This window comes from Rhizobium sp. Nf11,1 (assembly GCF_050587665.1).
Classification (GTDB): domain Bacteria; phylum Pseudomonadota; class Alphaproteobacteria; order Rhizobiales; family Rhizobiaceae; genus Rhizobium.
Map to the genome: position 1 here is coordinate 44,425 of NZ_JBOBHU010000030.1, position 20,324 is coordinate 64,748.

At 61.3% G+C, this 20,324-nt stretch carries 22 protein-coding genes and 2 pseudogenes; 10 read left to right on the plus strand and 14 right to left on the minus strand.

The annotated features are described in order from the left end of the window. Positions 1-26 precede the first annotated feature (26 nt). Positions 27-926: a transcriptional regulator GcvA gene (locus tag ACQ7C1_RS29065; protein WP_430960790.1), complete on the plus strand. Its 900-nt coding sequence runs from the start codon at positions 27-29 to the stop codon at positions 924-926. 65 nt (positions 927-991) lie between these two features. Here the strand turns inward: ACQ7C1_RS29065 and ACQ7C1_RS29070 are convergent, their stop codons facing one another. Next, complete coding sequence (locus ACQ7C1_RS29070) at positions 992-1,831, minus strand: SDR family oxidoreductase (protein ID WP_430960791.1); 840 nt, start codon at positions 1,829-1,831, stop codon at positions 992-994. Positions 1,832-1,964: 133 nt separating this feature from the next. On the opposite strand from ACQ7C1_RS29070, the gene ACQ7C1_RS29075 reads away from it, so the two are divergent. Beyond that, positions 1,965-2,342 carry a winged helix-turn-helix transcriptional regulator gene (locus ACQ7C1_RS29075; RefSeq protein ID WP_430960792.1) on the plus strand — a complete coding sequence of 126 codons (378 nt, stop codon included), beginning with the start codon at positions 1,965-1,967 and terminating at the stop codon, positions 2,340-2,342. 43 nt (positions 2,343-2,385) lie between these two features. Here the strand turns inward: ACQ7C1_RS29075 and ACQ7C1_RS29080 are convergent, their stop codons facing one another. Together ACQ7C1_RS29080 and ACQ7C1_RS29085 are read right to left on the minus strand one after the other, a co-directional pair. Beyond that, the gene (locus tag ACQ7C1_RS29080; RefSeq protein WP_430960793.1) at positions 2,386-3,384 is read right to left on the minus strand and encodes a DUF808 domain-containing protein; all 999 of its coding nucleotides are present in this window, start codon (positions 3,382-3,384) and stop codon (positions 2,386-2,388) included. Between the two features lie 116 nt (positions 3,385-3,500). After that, positions 3,501-4,313 (minus strand): hypothetical protein, encoded by an 813-nt coding sequence (locus ACQ7C1_RS29085; RefSeq protein WP_430960794.1) that lies wholly within the window; start codon positions 4,311-4,313, stop codon positions 3,501-3,503. A gap of 140 nt (positions 4,314-4,453) precedes the next feature. On the opposite strand from ACQ7C1_RS29085, the gene ACQ7C1_RS29090 reads away from it, so the two are divergent. Continuing rightward, the gene (locus ACQ7C1_RS29090) at positions 4,454-5,329 is read left to right on the plus strand and encodes a bifunctional helix-turn-helix transcriptional regulator/GNAT family N-acetyltransferase (protein WP_430960795.1); all 876 of its coding nucleotides are present in this window, start codon (positions 4,454-4,456) and stop codon (positions 5,327-5,329) included. A 121-nt stretch (positions 5,330-5,450) separates the two neighbouring features. Here ACQ7C1_RS29090 and ACQ7C1_RS29095 read toward each other — a convergent pair whose 3' ends face one another. Continuing rightward, positions 5,451-6,104, minus strand: a complete 654-nt coding sequence (locus tag ACQ7C1_RS29095) for an O-methyltransferase (RefSeq protein WP_430960796.1) — start codon at positions 6,102-6,104, stop codon at positions 5,451-5,453. Positions 6,105-6,195: 91 nt separating this feature from the next. Between ACQ7C1_RS29095 and ACQ7C1_RS29100 the strand changes: the two genes are divergently transcribed. Further along, complete coding sequence (locus ACQ7C1_RS29100; RefSeq protein WP_430960797.1) at positions 6,196-6,846, plus strand: TetR family transcriptional regulator; 651 nt, start codon at positions 6,196-6,198, stop codon at positions 6,844-6,846. Positions 6,847-6,953: 107 nt separating this feature from the next. On the opposite strand, the gene ACQ7C1_RS29105 is transcribed toward ACQ7C1_RS29100, so the two are convergent. Further along, positions 6,954-7,157, minus strand: coding sequence for a hypothetical protein (locus tag ACQ7C1_RS29105; RefSeq protein WP_430960798.1), 204 nt, complete (start codon positions 7,155-7,157; stop codon positions 6,954-6,956). A gap of 378 nt (positions 7,158-7,535) precedes the next feature. On the opposite strand from ACQ7C1_RS29105, the gene ACQ7C1_RS29110 reads away from it, so the two are divergent. After that, complete coding sequence (locus ACQ7C1_RS29110; RefSeq protein WP_430960799.1) at positions 7,536-8,981, plus strand: DUF5939 domain-containing protein; 1,446 nt, start codon at positions 7,536-7,538, stop codon at positions 8,979-8,981. Between the two features lie 207 nt (positions 8,982-9,188). Here the strand turns inward: ACQ7C1_RS29110 and ACQ7C1_RS29115 are convergent, their stop codons facing one another. Next, complete coding sequence (locus tag ACQ7C1_RS29115; protein ID WP_430960800.1) at positions 9,189-9,830, minus strand: dihydrofolate reductase family protein; 642 nt, start codon at positions 9,828-9,830, stop codon at positions 9,189-9,191. 89 nt (positions 9,831-9,919) lie between these two features. On the opposite strand from ACQ7C1_RS29115, the gene ACQ7C1_RS29120 reads away from it, so the two are divergent. Beyond that, positions 9,920-10,441 carry a winged helix-turn-helix transcriptional regulator gene (locus tag ACQ7C1_RS29120; RefSeq protein ID WP_430960802.1) on the plus strand — a complete coding sequence of 174 codons (522 nt, stop codon included), beginning with the start codon at positions 9,920-9,922 and terminating at the stop codon, positions 10,439-10,441. Positions 10,442-11,015: 574 nt separating this feature from the next. On the opposite strand, the gene ACQ7C1_RS29125 is transcribed toward ACQ7C1_RS29120, so the two are convergent. After that, a complete protein-coding gene (locus tag ACQ7C1_RS29125; RefSeq protein WP_430960803.1) occupies positions 11,016-11,507 on the minus strand; it encodes a BA14K family protein in 492 nt (163 codons plus the stop codon). A 201-nt stretch (positions 11,508-11,708) separates the two neighbouring features. Between ACQ7C1_RS29125 and ACQ7C1_RS29130 the strand changes: the two genes are divergently transcribed. Beyond that, the gene (locus tag ACQ7C1_RS29130) at positions 11,709-12,665 is read left to right on the plus strand and encodes a hypothetical protein (protein ID WP_430960804.1); all 957 of its coding nucleotides are present in this window, start codon (positions 11,709-11,711) and stop codon (positions 12,663-12,665) included. 140 nt (positions 12,666-12,805) lie between these two features. Here ACQ7C1_RS29130 and ACQ7C1_RS29135 read toward each other — a convergent pair whose 3' ends face one another. The 3 genes from ACQ7C1_RS29135 to ACQ7C1_RS29145 form a co-directional block, all read right to left on the minus strand. Next, positions 12,806-13,021: a hypothetical protein gene (locus ACQ7C1_RS29135; protein ID WP_085778548.1), complete on the minus strand. Its 216-nt coding sequence runs from the start codon at positions 13,019-13,021 to the stop codon at positions 12,806-12,808. 189 nt (positions 13,022-13,210) lie between these two features. Next, complete coding sequence (locus ACQ7C1_RS29140) at positions 13,211-13,441, minus strand: hypothetical protein (RefSeq protein ID WP_082240303.1); 231 nt, start codon at positions 13,439-13,441, stop codon at positions 13,211-13,213. Positions 13,442-13,491: 50 nt separating this feature from the next. Continuing rightward, positions 13,492-14,328, minus strand: coding sequence for an alpha/beta fold hydrolase (locus ACQ7C1_RS29145; RefSeq protein ID WP_097600046.1), 837 nt, complete (start codon positions 14,326-14,328; stop codon positions 13,492-13,494). 547 nt (positions 14,329-14,875) lie between these two features. Between ACQ7C1_RS29145 and ACQ7C1_RS29150 the strand changes: the two genes are divergently transcribed. Beyond that, positions 14,876-15,832 (plus strand): S1C family serine protease, encoded by a 957-nt coding sequence (locus ACQ7C1_RS29150; protein ID WP_430960805.1) that lies wholly within the window; start codon positions 14,876-14,878, stop codon positions 15,830-15,832. 167 nt (positions 15,833-15,999) lie between these two features. Here the strand turns inward: ACQ7C1_RS29150 and dusA are convergent, their stop codons facing one another. The 4 genes from dusA to ACQ7C1_RS29170 all read right to left on the minus strand — a co-directional run bounded on the left by dusA (position 16,000) and on the right by ACQ7C1_RS29170 (position 19,066). Then, positions 16,000-17,001 (minus strand): tRNA dihydrouridine(20/20a) synthase DusA, encoded by a 1,002-nt coding sequence (gene dusA, locus ACQ7C1_RS29155; RefSeq protein ID WP_430960806.1) that lies wholly within the window; start codon positions 16,999-17,001, stop codon positions 16,000-16,002. A 184-nt stretch (positions 17,002-17,185) separates the two neighbouring features. Beyond that, positions 17,186-17,398 (minus strand): cold-shock protein, encoded by a 213-nt coding sequence (locus tag ACQ7C1_RS29160; RefSeq protein ID WP_003540801.1) that lies wholly within the window; start codon positions 17,396-17,398, stop codon positions 17,186-17,188. A gap of 696 nt (positions 17,399-18,094) precedes the next feature. Next, positions 18,095-18,562, minus strand: coding sequence for a DUF3828 domain-containing protein (locus ACQ7C1_RS29165; RefSeq protein WP_430960807.1), 468 nt, complete (start codon positions 18,560-18,562; stop codon positions 18,095-18,097). Positions 18,563-18,679: 117 nt separating this feature from the next. Further along, a complete protein-coding gene (locus ACQ7C1_RS29170) occupies positions 18,680-19,066 on the minus strand; it encodes a GNAT family N-acetyltransferase (RefSeq protein WP_430960808.1) in 387 nt (128 codons plus the stop codon). Between the two features lie 193 nt (positions 19,067-19,259). Between ACQ7C1_RS29170 and ACQ7C1_RS29175 the strand changes: the two are divergent. After that, positions 19,260-19,981, plus strand: a pseudogene (locus tag ACQ7C1_RS29175) (SOS response-associated peptidase). Between the two features lie 119 nt (positions 19,982-20,100). Beyond that, a pseudogene (locus tag ACQ7C1_RS29180) lies at positions 20,101-20,324 on the plus strand (hypothetical protein); the annotation flags it as partial.

A 20,324-nucleotide genomic window follows, 5' to 3' on the forward strand; every position in this document is an offset into this window, starting at 1 on the left:
ATCAAAACTCACACGTGGATCGGATAATGCCAAGGCGATTGCCACCGCTGAATGCTTTGCCGAGCTTCGAGGCGGCCGCGCGCCATCTCAGCTTTTCCCGGGCCGCCACCGAGCTGAACGTGACGCATGGCGCCATCAGCAGGGCGATCAAGCACCTCGAAGATCAGCTGGATGTTCAGCTGTTCGAAAGGGCGACGCGGTCAGTGCGCCTCACCCCCATCGGCGAGCCTTATGCGGAGTCGGTGCGCGAAGCGCTTGATCTTTTGGCGGCGGCGACGAAATCGCTCTCGGCCCGCCATTCGGAGAGGACCCTCAATGTCAGCACGTCGGACGGTTTTGCCGGCCGCTGGCTGGTGCCGCGGCTTTATCGTTTCCACCAGGCGAACCGCGACATCGACGTGCGCATATCGACGACCGGCCGGCTGACGAGTTTCCTCGGCGACGGCATCGACATCGCCATCCGCTATGGCGGCGGCGAGTATTCCGGACTGACATCGGAGTTTCTGACCGGGGAGGATGTCTTTCCCGTCTGCAGTCCGCGGCTTCTACAAGGGGCGCATCCGCTCCGCGAGCCCGGCGATCTGAAACATCACACGCTCATTCACGACGGATTTCCGATCGATTGGGCGGCTTGGCTGAAGAGCGCGGGCGTTACCGACGTCGATGCGAAGAGCGGCCTGACTTTCGATTCGGCAAGCTTCGCCGTCGAATCCGCGGTGCAGGGCGAGGGCGTGGTGCTGGGGCGCACGATGCTTGTCGCTGCCGATCTTTCCGCGGGCCGGTTGGTGAGACCCTTCGAGCAGGCCCTTACATCTTCGTCGCGTTATTTCCTGGTTTATCCCCCGCGCGCCATCCGCCAGCGCAAGGTCAGGGCATTTCGGGATTGGATATTGGCCGAGATGGGCAATTGCGCAGAGGCGGAATAGAATCTCTGGGTCGGGCGGACGGGACAGCGCAGGCGGCGATCCGCCGCCTGCGCTTCATTCGGTAACTATGCTTTCAGCGCGGCGGCATAGTCGGCCGCGTAGGTTTTCAGCGAGCGCGGGGCCTTGCCGGTCAGCGTCTCGACGTCGCCGGTCAAGACGGCCGTCCAGTTCTGGCGGACGGGATAGAAGATCGAAGCGAGAAAGCTCGCATAGCCAGCCGGCACGCCGGCCCCCGTCAGCATTTCGATGAAGGCCTCGTCGGAGACGGCGTTATAGGTGACGGGCTTGCCGATCGCTTCGGAGAGGATGGCGGCGGCTTCGGCATAGGAGAGCGCTTCCGGGCCCGTCAGGTTGAAGGCCTTGCCGTCGAAGGACGAGGAGGTGAGCGCTGCCACGCCGCTTGCCGCGATGTCTCGGGCGTCGATGAAGCTCGACTTGCCTTCGGCGGCGGGTAGGGCGATCTGGCCGTGGTCAATGCCTGGTTTCCAGAAGGTGTGGAAGTTGTCGGAAAACCAGTTCGGGCGCAGGATGACATAGGGCGTGCCGGATTTTTCCAGCGTGATCTCGACCTGGCGATAGGGAATGGAGTCGTCGGCATCGACGCCGATGACACTTTGGAGCACGACCTTAACCTTCCGGGCTGCGGCTGCTTCGATCACAGGCAGCAGCAGGCCCTTGGAATCGACATAGCCGGAGGCGAGCAACACATAGGCACGGTCGACGCCCTCGAAGGCCGGGCCGAAAGTTTCGGGCCTGGCATAGTCGAAGGTGACGCCCTCGGCGGCGGCTACCGGCTTGCCGTCGCGAGAGGCGGCCTTAACGGCTTCGCCCTTCGCCAAAAGCCCATCTACCACATGTCGGCCGACGGTGCCCGTCGCGCCGAGAACCAGAATTTTGCTGCTCATGTCACTCTCCATGGTTTCTGTTGGAAACTATCTTTCCATGGGATACATACAGAGAAAACGGGATTGGAAAAGAGAGCACTTTTTTCTCACCTGGTTTCCTGCGGGAAACCCGGAGCGGGAAGGGGAGGATCGAATGACGACGACAGAGCAGAGCTACGATGTTTATGAGGATCGCTGCCCGACGCGGCTGGTGCTGGACTGCCTGGCGGACAAATGGGCGCTGCTGATCCTCGACCGGCTGCAAGGCGGGCCGGTGCGTTTCAATCACATCCGGCGCGATATCAAGGGCATTTCGCAGAAGGTTCTGTCGCAGACTCTGAAAAGGCTAGAGCGCAACGGCTTGATCTCACGCGCGATCTTTCCGACCGTGCCGGTAACCGTCGAATATGCGCTGACGCCGCTCGGGCGCACCCTGACGGATACGGTTTCGGCACTCGCTCACTGGGCGGAGCAGAACATGGACGCAATCTTTGCGGCGCAGCGTGCGTATGATGAAAGGGATGCCGGTTGATGGTGCCGGCGCTTCGACGTAAGCAAGATCTGCTGTTCCGCGATTACGCAGTCCTCATCCTGCGCAGGCGTGCTGCGCACCACCGCCATGCGGGCGCAACGACGTAGCCGACGGCCGGGATGGTCGCAAGCCCGAGGAGGATGCCGACGAGACCTGAGCCGGCAGCTTGGACCAGCCAGGAAACCACGCCGCTAACGGCAGGCATTGCGTGCGCGGCGCCTTCCCCGGCATCGTGGAGCAGATGGCTCAGCCAGGCAAAGCCAAAGCTTTCGGCGCCATGCACAATGATGCCGCCGCCGACCCAGATCATCGCCGCCGTCCCGATCAGACCCAGCACCTTGAGAAGATAGGGCATGCCCTGCACAAGGCCGCGCCCGAGCATGCGCGGGAACGCGCCTGTCCGGGAGCGGGAAGAGCGCTGGACAAGCCAGAGGCCGAAGTCGTCCGCCTTTACGATCAAGGCGACGACCCCGTAAACGGCCGCCGTGATCAGAGTACCGACCAGGGCGAGAATCAGCGCCTGCGTCGCCAGACCCGAATCGGACAGGGAGCCGAGGGTGATCGCCATGATCTCGGCCGAGAGGATGAAATCGGTTCTGATGGCGCTCGCGACCTTTTCGTCCTCGAAGGTCTTAGGGTCGATGCTGACCGTCTCGAGAGCGTGCTCATGGGCATGGGCCGCGTGCGGCACGACGAGTTCGTAGACCTTTTCGGCGCCTTCGTAGCAGAGGTAGAGCCCACCGAGCATGAGCAGCGGCATCACGGCCTGCGGCACGAGCAGGCTAAGGACGAGTGCGGCCGGCAGGAGGAAGACCAGCTTGTTCTTGAGGGAACCGATGGCGATCCTCGCGATGATCGGCAATTCGCGCGCAGCCGAGAGGCCGGTTACATAACGCGGCGTGACGGCTGCGTCGTCGATCACGACGCCGGCGGCTTTGGCGCCGGCTCTGCCCGCCTGGGCAACCACGTCGTCCAGAGAAGCGGCGGCCGCCTTTGCAAGCGCTGCGACATCATCAAGGAGGGCAATCAGGCCGACACTCACAAGTAAACCTCTCATTCAGGGACAATGACGGCGAGAATATCCAATCGGGCGCCAGCCGGAAAGGGGCGCCGCTACGCTTGGTGGTGCCTGACCGAAAGGTCAGGTAAGCGAACCGCTCATTCAATCTGGACATGAATGTGGTCATCATGACGCGCGGCTCGGCAGCCTTGGAAACGGACATGGGCGTCGGTGATGCGAAGCGCATTCTTCAGATGCGGCTCGATGAAGATCTTCTGCAGGCCAAAGCGCGCGACGCCTTCCGTCGTCAGCCAAGCGATCGCTGCCGCGGTGCGCTGCTCCTCGATCCGGTAGACAGGGAAGAGCGGCTGCAGGGCATCGAAATCCCAACGCGTGGTGAGCCAGTCGTGGCGACCCGCGCAGGGCAGTTCGTCGGCCGGGGCGGGTTCCTCGAAGGCAAAATAGCCGATCGGGGAGCGTGTGGCGCCGTTCAGGAAGGCGCCGTCGGCATCTTTGTAATAATAGGCGAAATCGAGTTTTTTGCCGTCGGCATGAGAGAGATGCGGCAGTAGCGGAAAACCGTCGACGAAGGGAAAGTTCGCATCCAGCGCGACGGTAACGGTACCGGGAAACTGCTTATCCATGTGGGCGGCGAGTGCCCCTGCCAGATCGCGCAGTTCAGGCGTCACGTAGTTGCGGTTGAGCGTGCAGTAGATCGGCGAGCGGATGACCAGCGGATCGGCGGTGCTGGCGAAGCAGGAAAGCGGAACCCGGCCAAACGCGGGCGCGGTGAGGTGCGCGACGAAGGTGCCGCCGGCGTAGAGAAGCAGAAAGAGCGCGAGGTTGGCGGCAAGTCGGCGCAGGCGCAAGGCGCGTGCGACGGCAAGCGTTGTCAAATAGGTGAGGCCGCCGATTTGGGTGAGCAGCGTCAGAATGATGACGATCAGAGCGTGGAGGATAAAGCGGAGCACGGGGCAGCCTTGTGGAGGGGAGTTGCATTGCCATAGGTGAGGGAGTGGGAATGCGCAAGACGGTCGGCGCACCCGCCTGACACTTCGAGTTTTGGCGGTCGGAATTGACTGCGGAGTTTATCTGACCTAAGTCAGATAATATGGTTGCCGATCCTGTCGCCCGCGTCCGCCGCTTCAACCGCGCCGTCACCTCCGAAGTCGGCGCTCTGGATACGTCTTTCCTTGGGCGCGGTCGTCCGCTCGGTGCTGCTCGTGTCCTCAATTCGATCGGTCGTGGCCAATCGGATGTTGCGGCGATCCGCGATTATCTCGGTCTTGACTCGGGTCTGATGAGTCGTCTGCTGCGCGCTCTGGAGGAGGAGGGGCTGATCGAGACCATCCCGAACGATCGGGATGCGCGTCGCCGCATCACCAGGTTGACCAGCACCGGCGAGTGCGAGTTTCAGGCTTATGAAGCACTTTCCAATGCCCAGGCCGAAGCGTTTCTGGCGCGTCATCGCCGCCCGGACGAACTCCTGCGCGCCATGGATATCGTCGCCTGCTCCCTTGGACGCGACCGGATCGTGCTGGAGGAGAAAGATCCTCGGCACGACCACGCCCGCTATTGCCTGAACGAATATTATGGCGAACTCGCACGCCGTTTCGACAACGGTTTCGACGTGTCGCTTTCCCGCGATCCTGACGCCAAGGACATGATCCGCCCGCGCGGCGCGTTCCTGGTCGCGATGTCCGACGGATTGCCGATCGGCTGTGTCGGGTTGAAGGGTAGCGGCGGCGAGGTGGCGGAGATCAAGAGGCTCTGGGTCGCCCCGGCCGCGCGCGGCCTCGGGATGGCAAAACGGCTTATGTCGGCTGCCGAGACGATCGCCCGCGAGTTGTCCATCCGGCTCCTGCGTCTGGATACCAACAGCGCGCTTCCCGAGGCGCAGCAGCTCTATCGCGGCATCGGCTGGACCGAGATCGAGCGGTTCAATGACGATCCATATCCGGATACGTTCTTCGAAAAGCGTCTTTGAGCGTGACCGGCTTTGTCCCGAAGTGGCTGCGATGGTGCTGTGCGATGCTTGTGCGCGGCCTCACCGTTGGTGCCATTGCGAACATCCAAGGGTGAGGGCGCGGAGTCAGTTGCGAATATCCTCAGGCGCGCATCGACAGCTCGATGTCCTCTTCGAACGGGACCGACAGATAGCCAGCTGCGGCGGAGCGAACGCGTGCGAGATATTCGGGGCTGAGGTCGGCATTGTCGGCGACGATGAGGGCGCCGGGTCTCAGGCGGTCTTCCACCAGCTCCAGGATGTCACGATAGAGGCCCTTGGCGCCGTCGAGAAACAGGAGGTCGATGGTATCAGGAAGATCTGTGCCGAGGGTGTGGAGGGCATCTCCCTCACGGATTTTGACAAGGTCGATGAGGCCGCCGGCCGTCAAGTTTTCGCGCGCCCGCCTCAGCTTCGAGGGTTCGAACTCGCTGGTGATCAGCCGGCCGCCGCCATTGTCGCGCAGTGCTGCAGCAAGATGGAGGGTCGAGATGCCGAAGGATGTGCCGAACTCGATGATCGTTTGAGCACGGCAGCTGCGCGCCAGCATGTAGAGCAGCGTGCCGGCCTCGCGCGAGACAGGAAGCCAGAGATCCTTCAGTCGCCCGTAAAGGTCGAGATATTCCGTCTTGCTGCTGATCAGGCGCATCCGCTCCTCGCTGGAAAGCTCGGATATGGCGGGGCTCGTCGCCGCGGCGGCTTCTTCGAACAGGCGGTCGAGGAGAGGCGCGAGTGGCGCGGTGGTCAGTGTCGTCATCGGAGGGCTCCTTGGAATGATGAGGGTCTTGCGCTGGGTGAAAAATACGAATAATCCCTCGCATTTTCTAATCGCATTGCGGAGAGCCGCCATGAGCGACCGGCCAAGTACCCGGATTTCTTCACGAAAGCAGCCTAAGCAGGCCCGCTCGACGGAGCTCGTGGCGGCGATCCTCGATGCTGCTGCTCAGGTTTTGGCGCGTGAGGGAGCCCATCGCTTCACCACGGCGAGGGTAGCGGAGAGGGCGGGCGTCAGTATCGGTTCGCTCTACCAATATTTCCCCAACAAGGCGGCAATCCTCTTCCGGCTGCAGAGCGACGAATGGCGGCAGACGAACGGCATGCTCGCCGATATTCTTGCCGATGCACAACGACCGCCGTTCGAACGGCTGCGCAGCCTTGTTCACGCTTTTCTTCGCTCCGAGTGTGAGGAGGCGGCGATGCGAGTGGCGCTTCACGACGCAGCGCCGCTTTATCGCGATGCGCCGGAGGCGCAGGCGGTGAGGGCGTCGGGAGACCGCATCATCGGGCTGTTCATGCAGGAGGTGCTGCCATCGGTCCCGGAGGCAAGCCGGGCACTTGCCGGTGACCTGATCGTCACGACGCTCGCCACGGTGGGCAAGCAGTTCTCGGAGGCTCCCCGAAGCTTGAGCGAGATCGAAACCTACGCGGAAGCCATGGCCGACATGTTCGCAGCGTATCTTGAAGAGCTCGAATCCGGCCGGGACGCGGTGAATTCCTAACAAACGACCGCAACACGGCAAATGAGAGGCTTTCTGCGAGCCGGTCACGGATTATCGCAGCCCCTGTCACGGCGCAGGGGCAGCCCTGATGGACCGATTTCGGGTTCCTATTGGTGATCCAACTGCTTCGACAGTTCGGCAAAAAGCCGGTCGCGAGCCGTGTTCATCTGCACGAGATCGACGGCAACGGTGATGGCGCGGCGTCCTTCGAGGCTGTCGATGTCGAGCTTTTTCTCGCAGCACCATTGCCGAACGGCATCGGTGACGATGGTTATTTGGCTGTCGTCGAGTGAAATAAGCGACAAGAGCATCTTCGTACCCTGTATAAAGCGGCAAGAGCACGACGGTCTCTCAAGCGGTCGTGCCGATGATCCGATGGGCCGATGACACGTACTCTACGCTCATTCTGCAGCAATGCCACAGCTATTTGGAGACGCTTAGTTGACGACCGCTCGAGAACAGCACTGCTGAGCGTTATGGTCCGCTGAGGCAGTCCGGATGTCGCAGATAGTAAATGCCGGGATAGGGGATCGAGCGGGAAAGCTTCTGAAAACCCTGGCGCCGCCTTTCCGGGCTAATCCGTAAGACTTCTGCTCGGCCAGGCTCCGTTTGACCCGCACGGACGAGCGTCTGCTATAATCGCGGCGATTCCCGGTCGCATGGCCCGGCCGAACTTTGTGAGGCGTCAGATGACTGGCGTTCAGGAACGGCTCCTTGAGAGCAAGATGACCGAGATCCAGCAGGCCCGGTCCTGGAGCCCGCGAGGCCTCGCCAAATTCGAAAACCTGATCCGCAGCGGTGACGATCTGTCCCTCTACCGCGTCAACCCGCTGGCTTTCGCGCACGACGTCGCCATTTCGGAGGCGGAAAGCATCGATCTCTTTCTCTATGCGACGCGCAGCGGTTTGTTCGAGATGAGCTGGGACGTCGTATGTCCCCAATCTGGAATGGTGCTCGATAGTTTCGGCGCCTTGAGAACGCTGAAGACTCACTATGTCTGCGGCCTGTGCGACGTCTCCGGCGAAACCGACCTCGACGATTTCATCGAGGTCACCTTCACAGTGTCGCCGCAGCTGCGCCGGCTGTCTTTTCACGATCCCGGCTCGCTCTCGGTCGAGGATTTTCACTGGAAGGCACGGTTTCTCAGCGATGCGCGGCTGCCCGGTCAGCAGGTCCGCTTCCTCGACGTCCTGAAAGGGCTGGTGCGCGGCCTTTCCTTCCTGACGCCGGGTTCAGTTACGACGATCAGGGCTGAACTCGGCCCAGGTGCGCTCGCTGGCATCAATGTGGAGACCCAGGCGAGCTTTGCGCTGCCGGTGGCAGGCCAGCCCGTTACGGCGCCGGCACTCCTCAGAATCGGGTACGACGGTCGGCATTTTTGCCCTTCGTCCTCAGCGGTTCGGCCCGGCCCGGCCATCGTCGAAGTCGAGAACTCGGCTGCCGCGCGCGGCTCACTGCTTCTCATCAACTGGCCGCCCGAGATCCTGGCGCAGACCACCAAGCCTGTTCTCGATTTCGATCCTTACATGTCAGGCGGGATGCTGCTTGCGCGCCAGACTTTTCGGAGGCTGTTTCGCTCCGAATGCGTTGATGAAAGGGAGGGCCTCGGCATCCGTCAGGTGACGCTTCTCTTCACCGATCTCAAGGGTTCGACCGCGATGTACGAGCGGCTCGGCGATCTCAATGCCTATGCACTGGTGCGCGAGCATTTCGCCCTGCTCGGCGCCACGGTGCAGGAGCATTCGGGCGCGATCGTCAAGACGATCGGCGACGCGGTGATGGCGGCCTTCTCCCGCCCGAGCGACGCCATCTCGGCTGCTCTGCATATGCTTGAAGAAATTGAGCGCTTCAACGGCGAGCATGGCGATCCCAGCATCATCCTGAAGATCGGCGCCCATTGCGGTCCGTCGATCGCCGTGACCTTGAACGACAACCTCGATTATTTCGGGCAGACCGTCAATGTCGCGGCACGGGTGCAATCATTGGCCGAGGCCGGCGAGATCTGTCTATCCGAAGCCCTGTTTTCGGCGCCTGACGTCAGCCGGCTGCTCTCCGGACACAGGGTGGTCGCCTTCGAGGCTCCGCTTCGGGGCGTCGAAGGGATGGCATGCGTCTACCGGGTGATGCCGGCCTAATCCCAAGTCCGTTGATTTATAAAAGTCGTCATGAAGATGCACGACCGCGAGGTGCATGTGGAGATGCCCATAAAAAAGCACGGGCAAAATGTGACGGGATCGACGCGAGGCGAGACGGCGATGGCAGACGCCTGGTTCTGACGCCGGAAGAAATATTCTTCCGGCGATGCTCACGCTGGAGATCGCCAGACTGAACCGGCGGTTCGGTTATTTCGCCAGTACGACATGCGTGGCTTTTTCGCTGGCGGCATGCTCGACGACGCGGAAGCCCAGAGCAGGAAGGTCGATGCCTGCAAACATCGCTTCGCCCTTGCCGAGCACGACGGGCGAGACGGCGAAATGCAGCTCGTCGATCAGACCAGCCTGCAGATATTGGCGGACGGTCGCCACCCCGCCGCCGATCTTCACATCCTTATCGCCGGCCGACGCCTTCGCCTGGTCGAGTGCCTCATGAATGCCGCCGGTGACGAAATGGAAGGTGGTGCCTCCCTCCATGACAAGCGGTTCGCGTGGATAATGGGTGAGGATATAGGTCGGCGCGTGGTAAGGCGGGTTCGGACCCCACCAGCCTTTCCATGCATCGTCGGGCCATTCGCCGCGGATCGGGCCGAACATGTTGCGCCCGAGAATGAAGGCGCCAAAATTGGCCATGGCGCGGGATGCGTAATCCTCGTCGATGCCGGATGAACCGTCGTCCTTACCCATCATCGCGCGGAAGGTGCGCGTGTGGAAAAACCATTGAAACATTTCCGGCCCGCGCTTTCCGAGCGGATCATTCAGGCTTTGCTCCGGCCCGGCGCCGAAACCATCCACGGAAACGGAAAACCCCGCGACGCGCACCTTAGACATGCTTTCCTCCATCTGATTGCGATTTGAAACTAGTTGTTATCTCGCACGAGTGATCCTATAATGCAACTAGTTTCTGCAGGAGATGCTTCGTGGATATAGAATTGCGGTCCGGCTGTCCGATCAACCTGACGATGGAGGTGCTCGGCGACCGATGGAGTCTGATTATTATCCGCGACATCATGTTCGGCAACCGCCGGCATTTCCGCGATCTGCTCAATCATTCGGAGGAGGGGATCGCCTCCAATATCCTAGCTGCCCGGCTGAAGCGGCTGCTCTCGCTCGGATTCATCAGCAAGCGGGACGATCCGAGCCACAGCCAGAAAGCAATCTACAGCCTGACGGAACCGGCAATCCAGCTCGTTCCCCTGTTCGCCATGATCGGCGCTTGGGGCAGGCGTCACCTGCCGGTGAGTGAGGACCTCAGCATTCGCGCCGAGTTGCTGGAAGAGGGCGGACAGCCGCTCTGGGACGAATTCATGGAGGATCTTCGGCGGATCCACATCGTCGATCCGATCGGCGGGGCAAACGGGACGGTGACTTCGCCGGTGCTGGCGAAGCTGACGGCGGCATTTCTGGAGGTGCGGGAGAAGATGGCGGCTGAGGTGGCGTGATTTAGGCGAAGGGTGGTGGTGGAAGGTGTGCGTTGCGACTAACTAATCTTGTCGCTTTGATCATTGACTCGTGGGGCTGGGGTTATGATCGTTTTCAACCTTCCAATAGGATTTTCCTGTTGTTGCTTACGTTTTCGTAAGTCCATTTCAATCCCCATCGGCATTCCTGCCTGTTATAGTCGCTCCCAATCCGCTCTTTCAGATTGACTTGCAACGCCTGGCCGTCGATTTCACCGGTGATCGAACCTGTCCTTCCCTTATCGCTTGATACAAGTTCGAATTCTCCGGCTCGGCAGTCTGGACAGTCGATCCCCCTCGATAAATTCGCTCACCGGTCTCCAGCTTCCATCGATTTGTTTCCCCGCGCGTTTCCGAGGTGGGCGATGCTTACGGCCTTGCTGGGAAATTCAACAGTGCGGTGTCTCCTGATGTCATAGGTCAACTTGCAAATGCGGCCGCTCGGAAGGTTCGATCCCGGCTAGACAGCACGACGGAGAGCCGCTGGGAAGCATTTACGCACCAACAAAAAGCCCCGCACGTAGATGCGGGGCCTTTGCAGTACTGACGACTGAATTTACCGGCACTGACGGCGCGGGCCGTAGTTCGGCTGGTAGGTGTTGTCGTAGGCTCGGTAGGACCGGTAGCGGGCGTAGCAATATTCAGCATGCGAGCTGTAGCCACGTGAACTGTAGGCGCCCGGCTGCGACGCGATGATGCCGCCGATGAGGGCGCCAGCCGCCAAGCCGCCAATGATAGCGCCGGTGCTGTCGTGGTGGTGGTGCCAGCGGTGGTCATAACGGCGATCCCAGCCGTAGCGGTCGTCTCGGTAATAGTCGCGATCGCGGTGGTAATGGCGTCGCGGATACCACCTGCGCCCATTGCTGAACTGGCCAGGGCAGTTCGTGAAGTTATTGCAGCCGACCGCGATGATCCGAGCATCGCCGCCCCCGGTCTCCGGCAGCACCGCCTGTTGTACCGAGCTCGGCACAAAGACTGGGCCTGCAGATGCGGGCATTCCTGAGAATGCCGTCGCAATCGACAGGGCAATGATGGCGAATCTTTGCATGTTACTCACCTTAGGTAAACCGATGTATCAGAGATAACGTTGCGGGAGGGATTTGGTTTCATTTTGGGATGGATTCACCTTCCGTGGCTGAATATTCAGGGAAAAGTTCAAATTGAAAGAAGATGTCCAATTAGATCTTTACGGGGAAGCTCGATAATCTCGACGTAGCGGCGTTGCGGCGCCGGGGTAGGAAGGATCATTATGCAGCTCTCCAGAATTTTTGGCGTTCTCTGTCTCTCCACCAATTTGGCGCTCGCGCCCCTCAACACCATCTTTCCAGATCTCTCGCCAGCTTTCGCCAAGGGCGGCAATGGCGGCGGTGGCGGTGGTGGTAACGGCGGCGGCGGTGGCGGTGGTGGAAGCGGCGGCGGCAGCCATGGCGGCGGCAGTGGAAGCAGCGGCAGCCATGGCGGCGCCGGCAGCAAGAGCAGCGGCGGAAAGGATAGCGCCAGCTCCAGCGGCAAGACGACCGGCAGCCGCAGCGCGAAGAGCTCGGGCAAGTCGGTCGAGGCCGGGAAGACGAAATCGACCAAGCAGACCGTCAGCACGAAAGGCGCGGCCAAGAAGACGACTATCGCCGCAGCGCCTGCGACTAGGCCCGCGAAGAAGCCCGCGGCGGAACTCGCGGGACTGAATTCGCTGAAGCGCAATTACCACGCGCTGATGAATACCGCGGACCCAAAGATGGCAGCGATCGCGGCGTACGCTACCGCTTACGCTCAGTATGAGCTGGCCAACGGGGTTGCCCCGCCGGCGGACGATCCTGTTCTCGGCGACGCCGCTCTGACGACAGCACTGGCTTCGGCGACCAAGACGGGCACGCTCAGCCCCGAAGCTTTGGCCTGGGCTAAGGACACGCTCGGCATCGGCACGGCTATCGGCACGATCGACCAGATGAGAGACGCGTTGGCGGCTGCGGCGCCGGTCGCGGAAGAACCAATGGAGGAGACCCCGACGACGGAGACTCCGGCAACCGAGACTCCGACTGGCGAAACCGCCGAGGGCAGCGAGACGACAGATCCTAGCGCAACCGCGGAAACGCCGGAAGCCGAGATGGGCAGCACGGAAGAAGTATCGGGAACGACCGAATCGGCGCCGGCTGTAGATTCAACCGAAACCTCGGCCACAGCAACGAGTACCGAGGCGACCGGCCTCTAAATCACCGGAAATGGCTAGCGTATCGGTTCGAAATCGGAATAGATTTCCGGGCCGATACATGGACCAAATTGTTAGCGCGCTTTTGTGCGTCTGAAACGAGGATCACGGGCAGGGTGTCGTGAGGAAACTGACGCGTGCCGTCAGACTCGCTTCCCGCCGGCAAGCAGTCGAAGCTGGTCTTCATCATGCACACCTTGCCGATAAAGCTCGATAATCAGGGCTCCGAGACGATCGGCTTCTCCGCCTGCTCTGTCGATATCGAGCCCGCTACACAGGGCTTCATGCACGCGCCTGCAAATATCGAGATCTGCGGAGGCGAGTGGTTCGTCACGCGTGCTGAAAAGCTTGTCTGACATCGCAATCAGCCCTTTTGGGATGCCGTGAATCGGTATTGTGCAAAAAGATAATTTCGCAGCCCTTGCTTCGCAAGATGGGCGAACGTCCGAAATCTGCACAATATGGGAGCCGCGGCAAGACGCGGCGCCGGGGTGGAGCTGAAATCAATCGGCGCCTCGGCCGGACGAAATAGGCGGGGCAGAAGATCTCTATTTGGCCGCGGGATCCTTACCGCCCTGCTGCGACAGGCGCAGCTCTTTCAGGCGTTTGGTCTTTTCCCGGCGAGCCCGCTGCTCCGCCTCGATGGTTTCCTTTGCGGCACGCTCGGTATTTTCGAAACGGTCCTGCCGGTAAGCCTTTGATGAGGGTTCACGTTCTCTTTTCATGGCCGCTAAACGCAAATCGACGAAAACGGTTTCATGATAAAACCGTTTTGCCAAAAAGCGGCGCGGCCGCCGGGCGCATCATCAGCGCCCGGCGACACGTCGGATCAGCCTTTGATAAAGGCGAGGATGTCGGGATTTATGATATCGGCATGGGTCGTGCACATGCCGTGCGGAAATTTCTCATAGACCTTGAGCGTCGCATTCTGCAAGAGCTTGGATGAAAGCAGCGCGGAGTCGGCGATTGGCACGATCTGGTCGTCGTCGCCATGCATGACGAGGCTCGGCACGGTGATGATCTTCAGGTCTTCGGTAAAGTCGGTTTCCGAGAAGGCCTTGATACCGTCGTAATGCGCCTTGGCGCCGCCGATCATGCCCTGGCGCCACCAATTGTTGATGACCGGTTCCGACACTTTCGCACCCGGTCGGTTGAAGCTGTAGAACGGGCCGGCGGGAAGGTCATGATAGAATTGAGCGCGGTTGGCCGCGAGCTGCCTGCGCAGGTCGTCGAAGACTTCGATCGGCAGACCGCCCGGATTGGCTTCGGTTTTCACCATGATCGGCGGTACGGCGCCGATAATGACGAGCTTGGCGACCCGGCCCTGCGGCTGGCCGTGGCGGGCCACATAGTGGGTCGCTTCGCCGCCGCCGGTGGAATGGCCGACATGGACGGTATTCCTGAGATCGAGATGCTCGACGACGGCTGCGGCATCGGCAGCGTAATGGTCCATGTCGTGGCCGTCGGCCACTTGGGTGGAGCGGCCGTGGCCACGCCGATCATGGGCGACGACGCGGTAACCCTTGTCGAGGAAGAAGAGCATCTGGGCGTCCCAGTCGTCGGAGCACAGCGGCCAGCCGTGATGGAACATGATCGGCTGGGCGCTCTTCGGCCCCCAATCCTTGTAGAAAATCTCGACGCCGTCCTTCGTTGTGACTGTGTTCATCTCATGGCTCCTTGTGGGTCGGATTGACTAAACAGGCTGCTGCAGGCGGGATTGGCAGCGCCAAGAGCGCCGTGACGCCGATGACGGGGTAGCAAAGTCGCGCCTGGGTATGGGAATCGACAGTATGATGATGTGCTTATTGAATGCCTCGTTCTACTTTATTGATATGACAGAAGTTTGCATGATCAGTTGCCAGGACGCTCAGTGCCCTGTTAACCGGCGACGGCGACGCAATTGGGCGGTCTTTGCCCGACTGCTTCGCGCTGCGACATTCCTTGATTACGGTAGCTCGGCAGCGCAGTGAAGGCGGCCGAGCTAATAGGCAATGTCCGCAATGAGCCACTTTATTCCGGTTCGTGCAATCTATACGTTCGGCTAGGTGTGTTTCGCCTTCGATCATGTTGTTCCGGATGCAGCGCGCTGGCGCTCACTTGAACGGGGATCGACTCCCAACCATCTAATCCTCACAACAACGCCATAGCGACGATCGCAACTGCGATTGTTTTGCCGGCGGCGGGACGGCCGTCTGCCGCCTGAGGATCAGAACATGGGTTACATGGATAAGGATATAGTGCCCCAGAATGACGGGGCGCTGATCGATGCCTATTCGCAATCGATCGCAGCGGCAGTCGACACGGTCGGCCCGGCGGTCAGCCGGATCGAGCGGGTGGGTGGCCGGCAGGGGCACGGGTCGGGCTTTGCCGTCTCGCCCGACGGCCTGATCATTACCAACAGCCATGTCGTCGACGACGCCAAGGTGGTTCGCATCACGACGCCTGACGGATTCGTCACCGAAGGCCGGGTGCTCGGCCGCGACATCGACACCGATATCGCTCTCATTCGCGCCAATGCCAGCACAGGGGCCTGGGCGAGGCTCGGCGATTCCCAGCGCCTGCGCAGGGGCCATATCGCGATCGCGATCGGCAATCCGCTGGGCTTCGAATGGACCGTCACTGCCGGAATCGTCTCGGCGCTCGGCCGATCGATGCGGGCGGCCAGCGGCCGGCTGATGGAGGATGTCATCCAGACCGATGCCGCGCTCAATCCCGGCAATTCCGGCGGGCCGCTGGTGTCTTCCGGTGGCGAGGTTATCGGCGTTAATACCGCCGTCATCCAGGGCGCACAGAGCATCGCCTTTGCCGTGGCATCGAACACCGCCAACTTCGTGGTGTCGGAGCTTCTCCGCTATGGCCAAGTCAGGCGCGCCTTCATAGGCATAGCAGGCGACACGATCGTGTTGCCGCGCCGGGTTGCGCTCGCGGCGGGTACGGTTCAAACGACATCCGTCCGCGTCCGCAGGGTCGAACCGGAGGGGCCGGCTGCAAAAGGCGGGCTGCAGGAGGGCGATTACATTCTCGCCATCGACGGTAACCCGGTCGGCGGCGTCGACGATATCGTCAGACTGATGGATGGCAGCAGGATCGGCAAGGAGACGGAAATCCTGGTGTTTTCCGTGTCCGGCCGGATCGAGAAGAAGATATTGCTGCCGATGGCGCGGTCATAACCATTGGCTGGTTTCATAGCACAATGAGCGCACGGATCGGCATTGCAGCTATCTCCACGCCCGCAGACCAGCCTGTCGGGGCTGCCTATGGAGATGGCGCTGATGCGAGCGTCTAGGGGTCGCGCAACCACCCAAGCAGGCCGCTGCGACAAAGGTATAACGCTACGTCAGGCGCTGACCGCCTCCGGCTCCGTCCCGGAAAAATCCACTGCCGCGAAGGCCGCCGCCAGTACCTCCGGCCCGGCACCGTTTTTTGCCGCGTCGGTGGAGAGGATCTGACGGTAGCGCCGCGCCCCGGGAAGGCCGGTGAACAGGCCGACCATGTGGCGGGCCACGTGCTGCAGCCGGCCGCCGGCGGCGATATGGCGCTCGGCATAGGCCATCATCCGGTCGCACAGCGCCTGCCAGTCAGGCTCGACCGCCGGCGCGCCAAAGAAGCGCCGGTCGACGTCAGCGAGGATCGCCGCGTTCTGGTAGGCGGCCCGGCCGAGCATGACGCCGTCGACATGGGCAAGGTGCTCGGCGCCTTCGTCGAGCGTGCGGATGCCGCCGTTGATGCCGATGAACACATCGGGCCAGCGCTGTTTCATGCGGTAGACGATTTCATAGTCGAGCGTCGGGATCTCGCGGTTCTCCTTCGGGCTCAGGCCCTTGAGCCAGGCCTTGCGCGCATGGATCCAGATCGCGTCGGCGCCTGCATCGAGAACGCGGGTGATGAGTTCCGGCAGCGCCTCTTCCGGCTCCTGCTCGTCGACGCCGATCCGGCATTTCACCGTCACGGGCGCGGTCGCGACCGCCTTCATTGCCGCGACGCATTCGGCCACCGTCTCCGGCGTCAGCATCAGGCAGGCGCCGAAGGTGCCCGATTGCACGCGGTCGGACGGACAGCCGACATTGAGGTTGATCTCGTCATAGCCATAGGGTTCGGCGATCTTCACCGCCTCGGCGAGTTTAACCGGATCCGATCCGCCAAGCTGCAGCGCCAGCGGATGTTCCGCGGCGTCGTGGCCGAGCAACCGCTCGCGCGGGCCATGGATGATGGCGTCGGCCACCACCATCTCGGTATAGAGCAGTGCTTCCCGGCTGATCTGGCGGTGGAAATAACGGCAATGCCGATCCGTCCAGTCGATCATCGGGGCGACCGCAAATATCGGCCTCTTGTCAGTCATCGACGGTCCATTGTTCCTTGTAGCCGCGGCGCCTCAATGTGGGCGCCCTGCAACGCCGCTCGGGCGAGGGCATCTTTAAGGGCGCATATAACACCTGGCATTGCGATCGACAAATCCAAGCGTGGCAAACAAAAACGGCGCTCCTTTCAGAGCGCCGTTCCTGCCGCCGAAGCGATAATCTAGCTTACGAAGCCGAGATGTTGACAGCCTTCGGGCCCTTGCCCATGCGGTCCGGCTCTGTGTCGAAGGTGACCTGCTGGCCTTCGCGCAGTGACTGGATGCCAGAAGCCTGCAGCGCGGAGATGTGGACGAAAACGTCCTTTGCGCCGCCGTCCGGCGTGATGAAACCAAAACCCTTGTCCTGGTTGAAGAATTTTACGGTGCCTTTGGTGGCCATTGGGATAGTCCTTTTCCCTTAGTCTGTGTTTATCCGCGCCCCCGAGAGGAAGCGGACGGCTTTAGCTTTCGTCCCGATTGGGGTTGGGGACGAAGGGTCAGTCGGAGAAGTCACGTACGGGGAAAGAACGTCTACGCAGGCGGGGATTCCCGCGCCCCCTTCCGGAAGGGAAGGGATTACCACATCAGTCCAGTCACCGGCATGCTAATGCCCGAGTGAGTGAATTCGTGCCAGCATTTCGGGCAAAAAGCAAGCGGCATTATTGTGGCATGACCTTCATAATGACAGGAAATCCCGAAGATTCAGATACTTAACAAAAAGTTAGCGCATCCTTGCGCCAATGTGCCAGATCGGGATTCCGTGCCGAAACGGGATGAGGGGCGCTTCGGTGGCCGGGCATGGATTTGCGGAGCGGCGATCGGAGCGGCAGGCCACATCGATCAGCCCTCATCGTGAAGAGAATCGCAGAGCCTGCCTCTGGTGTTCCTGGTACCGTCTTTGCTTCACACTCTCCCTAAGGTGCGGAGCCCGCGGGGCGAAGTCTCGAAGGACGGGGGCGGCCACCGGCGCCATTGCCTTGATTCTGCATAGGGGCTTTGTGGAATGCAGGTAAGGGAGTTGCGCGCCCGCCCTCGTGGTTCGAGACGGCCCCTTTGGCCTCCTCACCGGGAGGGCTCTCTTTTGGCGCCTGCGGTTTTACTGCGCATCCCCCAGCAGCGCACTCAGGCTCCAGGGATTATCGCCCTGCTGATCGGCGATGTCGTCGACCTTCCAGCCGCCATGCTCGCGGACCAGGGTGTAGAAGAGTGTCACCTCTTTGCCGTTTTCGAACTCCACCTCCACTTCGGCCCTGTCATCCAACACGATCGGCTGGCCGATCCTGACATTGCTTGCCTCGCCGTCCTGGCCTGCAATGACGGGATCGAAATCGACCGCGCCGACATCGCCCTCGGGCGTGTTGTCGAGATCGGCCTGGAGAAGCTTGTTCAGATGGTCGGAAAAGAAGATCGAATAGGGCGAGGGCGCCTCGGCGTCGCTCCTGTCGGTGTCGTAGCTGTAAAGCGCCTTGAGCAGCGCCTTCGGCGTCTTGTAGGTCTCCGCCAAGGCGGGCAGGGCCACGAACGCCGAGAAGGCGAGGGCGAGGACGACGGTGGGCAGACGCATGTAGGCTCTCCTCCGATGAGCAGAGAATCATAGCCGAAACGAGCATTGAGGTGGAGCCGCATTTTCGGAGGGCTTGGCGTGACCGTCGGCCCTGCAGACCGAAGGACGGCGGTCATGTTATGCCAGCTTGATGAGGCCTGCCTCTGTCGGCCTGAATCCGCAGCTGCGATAGAAGGAGGCGAGGTGCGGTTCGAAATCGGCGTGCAGCCATTCGGCGCCTCGCTCGCGGGCAATCGTCGTCGCCTCCCTGACCAACCGCGTCGCAATCCCTTGCCGGCGCATGTCGGGGTGAACGCAGGTATCGAGAATGAAGGCATGAATGCCGCCATCCCAGGCGACATTGACGAAGCCTACGAGCCTGTTGGCGTGATAGGCGCCAATGTGTGCGAGGCTGCGAGGCAGGATGCGGGAGAAGTCAGGTGCTTCCGGCGTGTTCCACGCTGCGGACCAGAGGCTGGTGAGTTCGGCGGGCGAGGGAAAAGGGTCGATGCGCAGTTCTGGCATGGCTGCTCCCGTTCGCTCATAGCTTCAGTTGCCGGGAGTGTTTTCCGACAATTTCGCCCGCTTCGCAACCGATCTGCCACATCGGTCCCGGACAGGAAGCGTGTCCCAGCAGCGTACAATTGACGCTTTGTTGACCGGATCCTGTTCCGGAACATAATAAGAACATCTAATCACTCGGCTGCGGAGAAGGCTCATGTGCGGACGCATATTCGTCAAGACCTCGCTTGAAAAACCGATCAGCAATTTCCCATTTGCGGTCAGGGGCGGGGATATCGACGGACTGGGAAATCGCTTTCCCCGATGGAATGGCGCGCCGTCGCTGGATTACCCGATCATCGTCAGGGACGTCGTGCGCGAGCCTGACATAACGGGTCCCATCTTCGTATCGGCACGCTGGGGTCTGCTGCCCTCCTGGGCCAATCAGGCGGCCGGCCGCCGCCGGTCAATGTCCGCTGCGAGAGCATCGCTTCCAACGGCATGTTTCGCGCGGCATATCGTTCGCGCCGGTGCCTAGTCCCGATCAACGGCTTCTTTGAGTGGAAGGACATTTACGGCACGGGCAAGAACAAGCAGCCCTATGGGATCGCCATGAAGGACGGCTCCGCCTTCGCGCTCGCCGGTATCTGGGAAAGCTGGAAAGATGAGAATGGCATTTCGATCCGCAACTTCGCCATCGTCACCTGCGAGCCGAACGAGATGATGGCGGAGATCCATGACCGCATGCCCGTTATCCTGCATCGCGAGGATTATGAGAGATGGCTGTCGCCGGAGCCCGATCCGAACGATCAGATGAGGCCTCTCCCGGCCGAGTTGATGACGATGTGGAAGATCGGCCGGGGCGTTGGCTCGCCCATGAATGACGGGCCCGAGATCATCGAGGAAGTCGAGGACGACACGGAGCCGACGCTGATCTAGGGCAAGTCAGGCAAAGGCGGTGGTGGTCCTGCCTCCGGAATTGCTCTGACACCGGCTCGGGCGGGAGCCATTCACGAAACCATGCGGCAAACACATCCTCACGAGGAGAGGGACAACGCATGCCAGACGATGCCGGAACGCTGTTACGGTCGTTCCTCAACAATGCCCTTCGCACACAGACGCAGCGCCGGATCCGGGATTTCGGCGGCTATGAGATCGGCAAGCGCCGGCGACCTGATTTCATCGATGCGATCGCAGACGAGGTGGCGGAATTCCTCTGCACCTATCTCGACATCAAGGCGCACGGCCGATCGGCAAAGAGGGAAGCCTTAATTCTCGGCGT